Source organism: Pedobacter sp. HMWF019 (assembly GCF_003061025.1).
Taxonomy (GTDB): Bacteria; Bacteroidota; Bacteroidia; order Sphingobacteriales; family Sphingobacteriaceae; genus Pedobacter.
This window is the reverse complement of sequence record NZ_QAIL01000119.1, coordinates 1-13,997: the sequence shown is the minus strand read 5'-3', so window position 1 is coordinate 13,997 and position 13,997 is coordinate 1. Positions and strand designations below refer to the sequence as shown.

Here is a 13,997-nt window from a genome sequence, read left to right as displayed (position 1 = left end):
GGATACCGGAATTTCAGACTGGAATTTGCCTTACCAAACGATTTTCTATGCAAATATTGTATTGGAAGGCCTAGTGAAATCGGATAGTGCCTCCTCAACAAAAGGCCAATACTTAAAAGGCTGGGCCTTATTTTCCAGAGCTTTTGCTTTTTATAATTTGACCCGAACTTTCTGTAAAGCTTACGACGCAGCTTCGGCCAACACCGACTTAGGTATACCTTTACGCTTAGCTTCTGCGATTGATTATTTGAAACCAAGAGCTTCATTAAAAGAAAGTTATAATCAGATTTTTGCGGACTTAAACGAAAGTTTAAGCTTGTTACCATCGGAAAGACCTTCGGCCAATTTAAACAGACCCTCAAAAATTGCAGCTTATGCCTTACTGGCCAGGATCTCCCTGGACATGAGAAATTATACCGCTGCGGAGAAGTATGCAGAGCAAGCACTTGCGCTATACAGCAAGCTGATAGACTACAATGTAGTTAGCCAAACTTCCATGACTCCGTTTTCCAGAACCAATGATGAATTGATCTGCAACTATGGACAATATGGTAATTATTCATATATGACCGCAAATTACGTGGAGGCACCAGATAGAGTTTCGGCATTATTGATTGCATTATATGCACCTAGCGATCTAAGGCTAAAAGTTTTTTATGGCCAAAATGCAGATGGTAGTTTTTATAAAAAAAGAGGATATAATGGGAACGGATTTTATCCATTTACGGGGTTGGCAACAGATGAGTTGTACTTAATCAAAGCAGAATGCCTGGCCAGAAGAAACGAAACAAAATCCGCAATGGACAAATTGAACCAATTACTGGCACTTCGTTTTGATAAAAGTAAAACCTTTCAACCTGTAAACGCCTCCTCATCTGCCGATGCCTTAACGAAGATATTACTGGAAAGAAGAAAAGAATTGGTATGGAGAGGCATGCGCTGGAATGACCTGAAAAGATTGAATAAAGAAGGTGCCAATATTACTTTATCACGTGTATTAAATGGTATCACCTATACTTTACCACCCAATGATTCCCGCTATGTATTTCCTATCCCTAATGATGAAATTACCTTAAGCGGAATTGAGCAAAATCCTAGGTAATTAAATGAAGGGGGTGTACATACACCCCCTTCATTTAATTACCTATGGAATATACAGACCAAATGTTGCAGATTGAATTGATGGTGCGGCAGGAATGGAATTTATTGAAAACGACTGACCTTGATCAGAAGAGTAACCTAAATAGCATTTATTTGCCGCGGTGCCTAAGCAGTTGTCACCGTCAGGAACGAAACTCACTCTTTGATAAAAACCAGCAGTAGTTAAGACGTAATAAAATGTCATAAGTTTGTTTTTAGGCGTAAAAGTGGTAAAAGCACTCATGCTTAATGCAACGCCAGCTGCAAAAAGACCAAATAATAATCTTTTCATAATAAGGGGTATAAAAAATGTTGGTTAAAACTTGCTGCATTTCTTTAAACAGGGCACAGCATTTCCCTGTATCTCTCACGAAATGTCTTATTTACTTGTGCAGCCGGAGCCCGGCAATGGCAAGTACAATAAATCCAAGATTGAAGAAAATATGCTGTTTCCAGCTCAGCAAGCTGATCACGCCCCCACACATACAAGGCAAGGTTGCTCCGGAATTGATCATATAGATCAAATACACAGTAAACACAAGCATCAATGCAAGTGAAAGAATAAGCCCAAGCCTTTTGGTCTTATTCAGCAGCAGTAAGCCGCTTAAAATGATCTCCACTGCCGGAATCAGGTAGGATAGAAGCACATGAAACGGACCAAGCAATGGCGATCTCCCTAATACTTTCATAAAGCTTTCATGTGTCATCAACTTACTCGACGCGGTATATACAAAAAGCATTATAAATATAAAGGTGATCACATCGAAAATGATTTCCCTTTTTTTTGTGGAGAGCGATAAGGCCGGTTTTTTATTAAATGTTGTTTCCATATACTTTAATATCAGGACTCAATTTAGTTTAAAATTCCATAAATAAATTTGGAATAAATGTATCATTTCAAACATCAAATAAGATTTTATTTAACAAAAGATAACATTAGTAGACTTAAAAACATCGAAAGGATAACCCATGTAAAGCCTGGGTAAAATTTGTGAGAGGAGCGTTGTTATTCAAAGATCTGGGCTTGGGCGCTGGATGTTCTTATAGAAATTATAGAGAGGATTTGAGAAGTTAATTGTAGAATCCGCAATGGCTATATATTGGACTGCTTATTGAATTCATGTACATAATACTTAAAAAGATCTAGAAAATTCAGCCTCATATGAATAAATGAAGCTCGGGTAAATCAGAGAGGTTAATGCCTTATAAGAGTTTGCCTCCAAGTACAGTTTTTACCTTATATAAGTTACCGCCTGGTGCATCAATCCTCAGCCAATTAATAAAAATTAAATATCAACCCGAATTTATTCCGATAATAAGTTATTATATTGTTTTTGAAATGTAACTTTGCCCCAAATGTAGAAATGCATTAAATCCGATATGATAAACTCTCGTAACCTCTCTAAGGTCCTCATTGGGCTTGTTCTTGTCCTAACTGGCTGCAAAGAATTCATTGAACCTTCTATTGATGATAAAAAGGTAGTACTTCTAGCCCCTTCAGAGGGAACTGAAACCAAAGAATATGCACAAGTCTTCTGGTGGGAAGAAGTAGAAGATGCCTTATCTTACAGACTCCAGGTCGTTAGCCCCAACTTTGATCACACAGTAAAACTAGTGCTGGATACTGTAGTAAAAAACGCTACTAAATTCAAATCCACACTTGATCCGGGAAGCTATCAATGGCGGGTGAAAGCCCAAAATGGAAGCAGTTCCACGGCCTATACAACAGCATCTTTTACTATTTATCCAACCTCCATAACAGAACAGCAAGTACAGTTAAATACACCAGTTAACAACACCGTGACCAATCAGTCAAGCATCACATTTAAATGGTCGAAACTCTTTGGAGCAGATAGCTACAGAATCCAGGTTGACAATAGCGGAAACGGATTTCAGGATGTAAGTACACTATTTCTGGATAAGACCACCCCAAATTTGGAATATTCGGCAGTTTTTGACAAAGATAAAACTTACCAGTGGAGAGTCCAGGCATTCAGTGGGACTACCGAATCAAAATGGTCCACCATCCAGAATATTATTTATGACGGTACCCCACCAGATGTTGTTTTGTTATCTAGCCCAGCAAATAATGTATCTGTAACAAGCCCTGTTACTTTAAAGTGGACTGCGTCTGCGGGAGCAAAAAAATACATATTGTATGTCTATAAAAGTGATTTATCACCATATAGTGCTACTTTTCCCGTCACTACAACAGCTTTAACTTATTCTTTTAGCTCCTCAAATATTGGAGAAAAGGTGCTTTGGGAATTAAGGGCAATAGATGATGCAGGAAATACAAGTGTAAAAGGAGAAATGAGGAGTTTTACAATTCAATAAACAATGCAGGAAGGGAAGAATAAGACAACCACTTATTTGCTGATCTGTGCAGTAGCAGTTGTATGGGGAATTGTCTTGTATAAGATTTTTGCCAAAACTACAGAAGAGGATTATACCATAAAAAGCGGTATTTCGAAAGTACCGCACGAACCTTATGATCAGTATATGCCTAAAAAAGATACAGTAAAACTGTCCCTCAATTACAGAGACCCATTCCTGGGTACGCCCGCTACAGTAGAAAAAAAAGCAGAAGATAATTCTAAAGTAATTAAGCCGATTCCGGCCCCGCAAAACCTACCCCCACCAATAGATTGGAATATCGTAAAATATGCAGGCCGTATCATTAATCCTGTATCTAAGAAGACCGTTTCCATTATAACCGTAAATGGAGAAGAACGCATGATGTCAGAAGGTGATGTTTTTCATGGCGTGAAACTGCTGAAGAACAAAAAAGATTCCATATTAATTAGCCTGCAAGGCAAACAAAAACACATTAAACAATGATTTATCTTAGGAATATTGCCTTAAGTCTATTGTTCATAGCAAGTACCTGTCAAACGTACGGGCAACTGGATACAAAAAAGGTATTGACCCATAAAGTTATATTGAATGAAGACGACCATAATCTGGTCTTTTATGTGAAGCCTGTAAATAGTATTCCTGCCTATAATAACCGGATTTACTATTGGTTTTCAGGGCATGAAATCAAAACCACACAAGGAGGATATAGTGGTAAATTGTTAAATGGGCGTTATGAAGATTTTTACCTGAACAAGAACCTTAAGGAATCCGGCTGGTTTGTAAAAGGATTAAAGAATGGACTTTGGAAGAGATGGAATGGGCAAGGTGTATTAATGGAAGAGATTAACTGGAGTATCGGACTAAAAAACGGTCCTTATCATGAATATGATGAAACCGGTAAATTAACTGAAAGCGGCAGCTATACCAATGATCTGTTAAGTGGTAACCAAAAAGTTATAGCAGGCGACAGCACGAAACTAAAATTCTATAAGAAAGGAAAAGAGGCACAGCGGAAAAGTATAGTGCCAAAATTCATTAAAAATATCTTTTAGCCATGCTAAAGGCCGCCGCCCTCTATATCGTTATTATTATTTCTTTACTGATTGCGATACTCACCGGATCTCTATTAACCATCGCTTTCTATTACAGAATGGAAATGCAAAAGGAAATGCGGAAAGCGCGACTTTCCAGAAATCTGGATTCAGGAACGGCTATTTTATTGTCTGTCGATCAGAGGATCTCCGGGCAAAAGGAGCTTAGAGATTTATATGGAGATCAGAAAGATAGTGTGAGTCTAAGTAAAGCAATGTGGGGCATATATGAGATTAATACCGTTAAGGCGTTTGAGCTTCAGGATACATTAAAGAAGACCTTTTTGAGTGGAATCAGCTTTCAAGATCCATCGGCAATCTATCTGGCAGACGAAGACAGACCATTATCTGTAAGCGGCAAGACGCAAATTATTGGAGATGGAGACCTTCCCAAGGCAGGATTGAAACAAGCCTACGTAGATGGTAAAGGCTATGAAGGAAAGGAACTCATTACAGGAAAGGTTAACGATAGTTCCAGAAACCTCCCGGCATTGAATGAGAATACAGTCCACTCCATCGTTGATAACTTTAAGAGCAAAGATGGCAAACCCTTACCTGATTTGGATTCTATTGGTAATTCCTTTTTTAATGAACGCGTAATCTACCACCTCAATGCAAAACAATCGAATCTCGGTGCGATAAAGCTAACCGGGAAGATCCAGATATACTGCGACAGCATTCTAAATATTTCTTCACAGACCATTTTGGAAGATGTACAAATTTATGCACCCGCTATTAGGGTAGAAGATGGATTTAAGGGCAGCTGCCAGCTATTTGCAAAAGATTCTATTGTTATTGGAAAACACTGTGAATTTAACTATCCGTCTTTTGCAGGTGTTTTTAAACCAGATACAGCTAAGCTACAATCCACTGTAAAACTTGGCGAAGCATCAAAATTTGCAGGAATTCTAATGAGTTATGAGAAGGAGCGAAGTGAACTTCAAACGATGGTTTCCTTAGGTAAAAATTGCCTGGTTAAAGGCCAGATATTCGCGGTCGGTTATATTAAAATGAACCAACCACTACGAGTGGAAGGAAAAGTATATACAAAACGTTTCCTGATACAAACACCCTCAACATTATATGAAAATTACTTGATAGATATCCGGCTAGATAGAAAAGCTTTGAATAAATATTATTTGAGTTCTGTATTATTTAACCCTGCGAAAGTAGAACAACACATTCTCAAATGGCTCAATTAAAAGGAAAACATTTAAGAGCTTCCACATTATTGGAAGTTATTGTTGCTATGGTGGTGATCTTAGCTGTGTTTACCCTTGCCATAGGAATTTATACCAATGTAACGCGTTCCTCTCCGTCATTCCGGCAACAATATTTGCGCAAGATTTCAGAGGATGTTATTAAGGAAAGTATAAACTCAAAAAATTGGAAGGACGAGGAGCTGGTCGTAGACAGTGTAATCTTAAAAAAGCAAATTAAGGCATTGGATGGATATACTGATCTGGTGGTGATAGAAGTTTCGGCCTCTGAATATGGCAAAGAAGCCTGCAAGATCAAACGGATTGTAAAAAAAGATCAAGATGCGGTTGAATAAAAAAGTCTCAGCTTTTACCTTAATGGAGGTAACGATTGCTATGCTTATAGCAGCGATCGCTATCGCCATTACCTATACAGCCTATAGAATTGTAAGCAGGTCTTATTTGGACTATAAAAGGAAGCAGGAAAAAACAGCAGATCTGATGGCTATTGATCAGCGCCTAAGAAATGATTTTGAATCTGCAAAAACGATTACCAGATCTCCGCAGGGGATAATTATTGAACAATCCGGAGGTAAAATAAATTATGTTTTTTCCAAAGATGTCATCATCCGTGACCAGTTTAGCCTAAGAACAGATTCTTTTAAAATGTCGTTGGATAACATCCATTATCTTTTCGAGCGGCAAGACAAAGAAACGGGGGCAATATTAGATGAACTCGGGCTAAGTATTCATGCAGACGGGCAACCTATGCCATTGAGCTACAAAAAACAATACAGTTCACAAGATTTATTTGAGTTTTATGCCGGCAATTGATATATCCAGATACCCCAAAAAGAAGCAAGGCAAGGCAGCACCAGAGCCAAAGGGCGACCTGTTTGGTTTCATGAACAAAGACATCAGTTTTGGGAATGGCCAGGTTCCAGATAAGAAGAAGGAAGCCCTTTATCTTGAACTGAGTACCCTTTTACTTTCAGGAATAGATTTAAGAACAGCCTTAGATTTGATCCTGGTAGATCAGGAAAATCCAAAAGATAAAATTCTGTTCGAAGGTATTCGTAAGCAAGTACTCTCCGGGCTGGCACTTTCAGAAGCTTTAAAAGAAACTGGACGTTTTAGTGATTATGAGTATTACAGCCTTAAAATTGGAGAAGAAACCGGTAAACTTGGCGATGTACTAACAGACCTCGCAAAATATTATAAAAGTAAGATCCAGCAGCGTAGGAAAATAGTAAGCTCCGTTTCTTACCCCGCTATTGTACTTTGTACCTCTATGGGAGCAGTGTTGTTCATGATCAAGTTTGTGGTGCCGATGTTTGCCGATGTCTTTCTTCGGTTCGGAGGTAAACTACCCTGGATCACAGCGCTGATTATTTCAATTTCAGGCTGGTTTGACAAATATTTTTTATTTTTTATTTTGCTCTTTGTTTTGTGTTTTGGCTTTTATACCTTTAAACGCAGAACCAGTTGGTTTAGAAACGCTTCGTCCAAAATGCTCTTAAAAGTACCAATTATCGGAGACCTTGTAAAAAAGATATACCTCGCCCGCTTTGCAAATACCATGCGTCTGCTGATCAGCACGGATACGCCATTGCTTCGGTCTATTGCACTGGTTCGCCAGATGATCAACTATTACCCTATTGAATCATCCCTGCTAAAAGTAGAAGAGGATATCTTAAAAGGAGAATCACTGCATAAAAGTCTTTCCACTTTCACCTTTTATCCCAAAAAAATGATTCAGTTGGTCAAAGTAGGAGAAGAAGTGAACCGAATGGATTACTTTTTTGAGAAAATAGCCACTCAGTATACAGAAGAAGTCGAATATAAAACCAATACACTGAGCAGTTTGATGGAACCCATCATTATAGTCTTTCTGGGCCTAGTGGTAGGCGTAATTCTAATTGCCATGTATTTGCCAATGTTCCAGATGAGTAATAATTTTTAAAAACAATGAAGAAACTACTGAACAAAAAAGTCAAAGCCTATACCTTAACAGAAATCCTTGTGGTATTGGTTATTATAGGCATCCTGGTTTTACTGGCCCTGCCTAATCTGTTGCCACTGATTACCAAGGCAAAGAGTACTGAAGCAAAAGTGCAATTGGAACATGTAGCCACACTGGAAAAGAGCTATTTCTATGAAAAATCTAAATGCAGTACAGACCTCACTGAACTTGGATTTATACAAGAGAAACTTACTACAGACGGAAAGGATGGAAAAGCCAATTACAAAATAGAGATTGTACGGGCAAATAACACCGGATTTCTGGCACGTGCAACAGCCGTAGCAGACTTTGACGGAGATGGTACATTCAATGTTTGGGAAATTGATCAGGATAAAAACCTTAAAGAAGTCGTAGCCGATTAATATGTTAGCTATTGAGCTCCTGATGATGATTTGTCTGGCTTATATCTTTTATCAGGATATGAAGTATAGGGCCGTATACTGGATTCTATTTCCGGTGTTGGCCCTTGGTCTGTTTTCTATAAAATATTGGAAGATGGGCTGGATAGGGGCATTAACAGATACAGGCTATGCGTTGGCATTCTTCTCCTTGCAGCTATTTTTGTTGTGGCTGTATTTTTCGGTTAAGAAAAGAAGACTAACCGATATTACTGTCGACTACTTGGGTTTAGGAGATATCCTGCTGCTGGTGTCTATTGCTTTTTATTTATCACCACTAAACTATATTCTGTTTTACACTGGTAGCCTTATACTGGTATTGATATATGCATGTATCATACAACAAATCGAAAGTGTTCAAGATAAGCATATTCCTTTAGCAGGGCTTCAAGCTGCATTTATGATAATTTTACTCTTTTGTGGTTTTATATTTCCTCAAATGAAACTTTATGAAGATTTGTGGTTACAAGCTGTTTTAGCCCATTTATATATTTAATTCTTAATGATGAGCCTGAACCTCCCTGATCTCCATCTTAGTCCAGCCGTAGTAAATGCCATAAGTAAAGAACAAGCCTGGCATTATCGTATTATACCAAAAGCAAGTAGTAATACAGAACTTACTGTACTCGCAGATGAAGAGACAAATCTGATGTCTTTAGCCGATGAGCTTGAAATCGTTTTGGGCAAAACCATCATCATAGAAAAGTTGCCATCGGCTACCATAAACGCATTACTCAGTAAACATTATTTAAAGGAAAACGGGCAACACCAATTTCAGGGTTCATCATTGGCTCTGGAAGGAGATGGCTTCTTAAACGACCTGATCAGGGAAGCCAGGAATTTAAAAAGCAGTGATATCCACATTGAGATTTACGAAGAAAAATGCCGCGTCAGGATTAGAATTGACGGAATGATGGTAGAACGCTACATTTTAAAGAAAAGTGAATACCCAGCTCTGATCAATAAAATTAAGATCATCGCCAATCTTGATATTGCGGAAAAACGTTTACCGCAAGATGGAAGGATCAATTTTAAAAATGGAGACGAGCAATTTGATATCCGGGTTTCCATATTACCAACCCTTCATGGAGAGAAAGTTGTACTCCGTTTGCTGAACAACAATGCAGCACATATAGAATTGGAAAGTGTAGGATTTTCTGCCTTTGACCTGGAAAACTATATGCAGGGCATTAAAAGACCTAATGGGATCATTCTCATTAGTGGCCCTACCGGATCGGGTAAGACAACCACCTTATACGCCACCTTAAAATACCTTAACAAAGAAACCAGGAATATTTTAACCATTGAAGATCCGATTGAGTACACACTTGCAGGAATTAACCAGGTACAACTTAAAGAAAGTATTGGTTTAACCTTTGCCTCCGCATTGCGAACCTTTTTAAGACAGGATCCAGATGTAATCATGGTAGGGGAGATCCGTGATCCTGAAACGGCAAACATGGCCATTAGAGCAGCCTTGACTGGGCATTTGGTATTATCCACCGTACACACCAATTCCGCCTGGGGAACAGTTTCCAGATTGATGGATATGGGAATACCTCCATTCCTTGTCGCCAATACGCTGAACACTTCAGTAGCACAGCGATTACTGCGTTTATTATGCTCAAACTGCAAAGTTCAGGAAGAATTTGATCCGGCAGCTTATCCTAAACAATTTAAACCCTTTGCTCATGTTAGCCATCACTATGTAGCTACAGGCTGCGAAAAATGCTATTATACAGGATATAGCGGCAGGAAAGCAGTTTATGAAGTAATTCCTCTCGATCATGAACTGACAAATGAAATAAAACAGGCCAATTTATACGTGAATCCGCTTTTAGAGGCACGGGGAATAAAAACCTTAGGAGAAAATGCCTTTGCCCTATTTGCCAGTGGACAAACGACAATAGAAGAAATATACCCATTACTATTTACTAATTAATGAAGAGTCTCCACCAAGTATACAGAAAAATACTTTTGAGTTTTGCATTTTTAATCTTGCTCGGTATCCATGTTTTTGCCCAGTCGCCAGCGGCGGCAGAACGGGTTAGACTAGTTCAGGAGAGATTGAATAATCTGGCCATCACCGTGCCAGGATTAAACCAGAAAGTTCAGATGAACGTTTCCAATGTGTCCGTCCAGGAATTTCTTCGGGCACTTGCACAAGCCAATAATCTAAACATCAATATAGATCCTCAGCTTAATTTTAAAGTATACAATAACTTTACCAATGAAACTGCTTTAAATGTGTTGGTTTTCTTAACAAAACAATATGGGCTGGATATTAACCTGATCGGCTCCATTATGTCGGTTACTAAAGCTGCCGAGCCTACGCCTGTAATCCCGGTTAAAGAGATCAACGCCCGTTACAACAGAGACAATAATACACTAAGTGTAGAACTGAATAACGATACGCTGGCCAATGTGGCACGAAAAATTACCCAGATCTCCCAAAAAAATGTAGTTGTACCAACCACATTGCTCACAAAAAGAGTAACCGCCTTTTTATCTGATGCCCCATTTGAAACAGCATTGGAGAAGTTAGCTTTTGCAAACGAACTGAAACTTGTAAAAACGAATGACAACGTTTTTATATTTCAGCCTCTCGGAGAAGGAGAAGAACTGTTCATCAATAATGAAAAAAGTACTGCGGTAAAAAGAAACTTGAGACCTGTAAATGCCGGAAGTACGGGTGGTGGCGGTAATTTTAGCCTGCAAAGCAGGGTAGAAGGAGGCCGGAAACTGCTCAGTGTAGATGCGTTGAATGTCAATATGGTAGATCTGATTAAAGGAGCAGCCCAAGAAATTAATGCCAGCTATTTTCTCTATTCCGATATTAAAGGAACCATCACTATGCGTGTCAACGATATCACTTATGATAATCTTTTAACAGCTCTTTTTAAAGGGACGGATTATACCTATCGTTTGGAAAACGGAATTTATATGATTGGTGACAGGAAAATAGAAGGTCTAAGAGCACATAAGATCATTCAACTTCAAAATAGGTCATTAGACACCATTCAGAATATGATTCCAAATGAATGGAAAAAAGGAATAGAAATTAAAGAATTCAGAGAACAGAATACCATCCTTCTCTCAGGATCATCTCCTCAAATTAATGAAATTGAGTCTTTTATCAAGCAGTTAGATAAGCTTGTTCCAATGGTAATGATAGAAGTTACCATGATCGATATTCGTAAAGGACACGGCGTTAAAACGGGTATTTCAGCGGGTGTATCAGACAGCGTTAAAAACCCAGGAAAGATCTTTCCTGGTATTGATTATACCTTTAGTTCAGGCGCTATTAATAGCTTTTTGTCTAGATTGGGCAGAAACAGCTCCATCAATATAGGCAAGGTAACGCCTAACTTCTACGTCAGTATTAGTGCGTTGGAAAACAACAGTAATGTAGAAGTACGTTCAGTACCTAAATTATCAACCCTGAACGGGCATACTGCTAATCTAAGTATAGGAAGTAAACGCTATTACAGTACAAAAACACAAAATGTAATCCCTTCACTAACCACCCAAACGGTGGTTACAGAACAATTTACGGGGGTAGATGCAAATCTGGAGATCAATATTAAACCTGTAGTATCCGGTGATAACCAGATTACCCTAAATATTAAGGTAAACATTTCAGACTTTATCGGAGATCCACCGGCCAATGCACCACCACCAACATCAACCAGTAAATTTGAGTCTATTATCAGGGCAAAAAATGAAGATATGATTGTGCTCGGCGGATTGGAACGGACTGAAAATAGTGAAAGTGGATCGGGGGTACCAGTTCTATCCAGAATCCCAATTCTAAAATGGCTGTTCAGCAGTAAAAGCAAATCGACCAATAAGGTGGTTACTGTTGTATTTATTAAACCAACCATCATCTATTAGCCATGTCCCTTATGCTGAATCTCAAAAACAGATTAACCAATTGTACGGGAGCCGAAGTGCGGATAAACGCAGATGGTACTCTGGATATCAGATGGGTTAAACTTTCTTTGGATAAAAAGCTGGTACATATAGAAGCAAAAAAACGGCATACCTCTACACTTCAAAAGATAGAAGAGCCCCCTTTGGGAAATTTGGCGGTTACGCTAACCGGCAAGGGGATACTCCTTAAGAAGACAAAAAAGATAGAGGAACTAACCGAGCACAACCTCCAGCATATATTTCCCAATTTTAAATTGCCAGAGTTTTATGTGCAGAATTTCATCTCAGGCGAAGATTCATTTATAGCCATCATCAGGAAAGAAACTGTAGATTCGATCATTCAGGTTTTTGAAAAACAAGGGATGAAGATCCTGGTTTTAAGTCTTGGCCCTTTCCTGGCCGATCAGGTTATCCCTCAGTTGAATATTTATGGCCAGACACTTTATTTTGATGGACACCATATTGCATTGAATGAAGATAAGAACTGGAAAGATTATCATTTTAAAGTAGATGCCGAGGCAAAGTTTACCATAAAAATTGATATGGAGGTTATTCCAGAGCATTTTATTCTGGCTTATGCTGCTGCATTTCAGTTGTTACTTCACCAGGATTTAGATGTAATAGAGGTAGATGCTCCTCTAATCAAAAATAATTTGCTCGAACTTGCTGCAAAACTAAAGTTCGAAAAAAATGGGGCACTTGCATTAGGAGGATTCTTCCTCTTGTTGCTGATCAATTTTATGGTATTTAGTTTTTTTAATTCCAGTAACCAGGAGCTGGCAGGTAGAGCAGGTCAGCAATCTGATTTATCAGCAAACCGGGAAAAACTGGAAACCGAGGTTAAGGAAAAAGAGTCAGAGGTTAAAAAACTAGGGTGGAACAGAGGCCTCTCTTATGCTTTTATCTGCGATCAACTTGGTCAGAGAATCCCAAAATCAATTGTTCTGACTGAACTCTCCGTGAATGAACCGGACAAACTTAGAACAGGAGTAGAAAAGGAAGTTGTTTACGAACCTGGAAAAATCAAAATAACAGGAGAAGCAGCAAATATATATGCCATAAACGATTGCATTTTTGCCTTCAAACAATTGCATTGGGTGAAGGATGTACAATTGGAAAAATATGTAACCGATGATCAGAAACAAACACAGGTATTTACCTTGCTTTTAAATTACTAAGTATGTTTTTCAAAAACCTAAGTTATACTCAAAAGAACAAATTGCTATTACCAGTAATAGTTGTGGGCCTCGTAGTGTGCTGGGCTTTTGCATTTAGTAAAACTTTTGACGCAATTAGGTTACACAATAACCTGGATGCAAATCCGGGAGTAAACGAAAAAGATTTGTCCTTTAATCCCCAGCATACCCAACGTAAATTAACATCTTTAAATCAGATCCTTGATGGATATACTGTTCGAGAAGACATATGGAGAAATGACCTCTGGTTTAAAGGCTCATCTATTGCCGCAAGCGAAAATGTTTCCATTGATTATACATTGACTGCACCTTCTCTGGAGCGTGATTCTACAGCAGTTGGGTTAAACCAGGTGCTTTATTTCTATGCTGGCTACGTTCCACTCGTAAAATTGATGGACAGCCTGGAAAGAACTCCTGGTATAGGAAAAATCTCTTCCATACAGATAAAAGCTCCGCTTAAAGATCTGCTCAGTGAAAAGAAAGATAAATGTGTTTTGAAGGTTGAATTTAGAGGGATAATTAAGAAAAATAAATGAGGCCATGAAGTCTATAATTTTTTTAAACGGAAATGGATGCTATTGAGTTGTAAATCATTATATTGGTTTATCAAATAATTCATTTAACGTACTCAAATATGCAATCCATTAATTGTTTTATCA

The 13,997-nt window shown here is 38.4% G+C and carries 16 protein-coding genes; 14 read left to right on the top strand and 2 right to left on the bottom strand.

Annotated features, from left to right (window positions below):
• Positions 1–1,102 (top strand): RagB/SusD family nutrient uptake outer membrane protein (locus DBR11_RS07530; protein ID WP_108551184.1); only part of this gene is annotated, 1,102 nt, incomplete at its 5' end.
• 42 nt (positions 1,103–1,144) lie between these two features.
• On the opposite strand, the gene DBR11_RS07525 is transcribed toward DBR11_RS07530, so the two are convergent.
• Together DBR11_RS07525 and DBR11_RS07520 are read right to left on the bottom strand one after the other, a co-directional pair.
• Complete coding sequence (locus DBR11_RS07525; protein WP_108551182.1) at positions 1,145–1,432, bottom strand: hypothetical protein; 288 nt, start codon at positions 1,430–1,432, stop codon at positions 1,145–1,147.
• A 91-nt stretch (positions 1,433–1,523) separates the two neighbouring features.
• Positions 1,524–1,970, bottom strand: a complete 447-nt coding sequence (locus tag DBR11_RS07520) for a MauE/DoxX family redox-associated membrane protein (RefSeq protein WP_108551180.1) — start codon at positions 1,968–1,970, stop codon at positions 1,524–1,526.
• A gap of 550 nt (positions 1,971–2,520) precedes the next feature.
• Between DBR11_RS07520 and DBR11_RS07515 the strand changes: the two genes are divergently transcribed.
• From DBR11_RS07515 to DBR11_RS07455, 13 genes are all read left to right on the top strand, one after another.
• A complete protein-coding gene (locus tag DBR11_RS07515; RefSeq protein ID WP_108551178.1) occupies positions 2,521–3,477 on the top strand; it encodes a hypothetical protein in 957 nt (318 codons plus the stop codon).
• 3 nt (positions 3,478–3,480) lie between these two features.
• Positions 3,481–3,981, top strand: a complete 501-nt coding sequence (locus DBR11_RS07510) for a hypothetical protein (RefSeq protein WP_108551176.1) — start codon at positions 3,481–3,483, stop codon at positions 3,979–3,981.
• Positions 3,978–4,550 carry a toxin-antitoxin system YwqK family antitoxin gene (locus DBR11_RS07505; protein WP_108551174.1) on the top strand — a complete coding sequence of 191 codons (573 nt, stop codon included), beginning with the start codon at positions 3,978–3,980 and terminating at the stop codon, positions 4,548–4,550. Before DBR11_RS07510 ends, DBR11_RS07505 begins: the two co-directional genes overlap by 4 nt.
• Positions 4,551–4,552: 2 nt before the next feature.
• Positions 4,553–5,791 carry a hypothetical protein gene (locus DBR11_RS07500; RefSeq protein ID WP_108551172.1) on the top strand — a complete coding sequence of 413 codons (1,239 nt, stop codon included), beginning with the start codon at positions 4,553–4,555 and terminating at the stop codon, positions 5,789–5,791.
• Entirely contained in the window at positions 5,779–6,144 is a 366-nt protein-coding gene (locus DBR11_RS07495; RefSeq protein ID WP_108551170.1) for a type II secretion system protein J, read from the top strand. The genes DBR11_RS07500 and DBR11_RS07495 overlap by 13 nt, the downstream gene beginning before the upstream one ends.
• Positions 6,131–6,622: a prepilin-type N-terminal cleavage/methylation domain-containing protein gene (locus tag DBR11_RS07490; RefSeq protein ID WP_108551168.1), complete on the top strand. Its 492-nt coding sequence runs from the start codon at positions 6,131–6,133 to the stop codon at positions 6,620–6,622. Before DBR11_RS07495 ends, DBR11_RS07490 begins: the two co-directional genes overlap by 14 nt.
• A complete protein-coding gene (locus DBR11_RS07485) occupies positions 6,609–7,751 on the top strand; it encodes a type II secretion system F family protein (RefSeq protein ID WP_108551166.1) in 1,143 nt (380 codons plus the stop codon). The genes DBR11_RS07490 and DBR11_RS07485 overlap by 14 nt, the downstream gene beginning before the upstream one ends.
• A 5-nt stretch (positions 7,752–7,756) precedes the next feature.
• Positions 7,757–8,173, top strand: coding sequence for a type IV pilin protein (locus DBR11_RS07480; RefSeq protein ID WP_108551164.1), 417 nt, complete (start codon positions 7,757–7,759; stop codon positions 8,171–8,173).
• 133 nt (positions 8,174–8,306) lie between these two features.
• Positions 8,307–8,705 (top strand): hypothetical protein, encoded by a 399-nt coding sequence (locus tag DBR11_RS07475; RefSeq protein WP_146186486.1) that lies wholly within the window; start codon positions 8,307–8,309, stop codon positions 8,703–8,705.
• A 6-nt stretch (positions 8,706–8,711) separates the two neighbouring features.
• On the top strand, positions 8,712–10,151 hold the full coding sequence (locus tag DBR11_RS07470) for a GspE/PulE family protein (protein ID WP_233260681.1): 1,440 nt from the start codon (positions 8,712–8,714) through the stop codon (positions 10,149–10,151).
• Entirely contained in the window at positions 10,151–12,103 is a 1,953-nt protein-coding gene (locus DBR11_RS07465) for a type II secretion system protein GspD (RefSeq protein WP_108551157.1), read from the top strand. Before DBR11_RS07470 ends, DBR11_RS07465 begins: the two co-directional genes overlap by 1 nt.
• 11 nt (positions 12,104–12,114) lie before the next feature.
• Positions 12,115–13,320, top strand: a complete 1,206-nt coding sequence (locus tag DBR11_RS07460; RefSeq protein WP_158275240.1) for a PilN domain-containing protein — start codon at positions 12,115–12,117, stop codon at positions 13,318–13,320.
• 2 nt (positions 13,321–13,322) lie between these two features.
• A complete protein-coding gene (locus tag DBR11_RS07455; RefSeq protein WP_108551153.1) occupies positions 13,323–13,874 on the top strand; it encodes a hypothetical protein in 552 nt (183 codons plus the stop codon).
• The last annotated feature ends 123 nt before the right edge of the window (positions 13,875–13,997 follow it).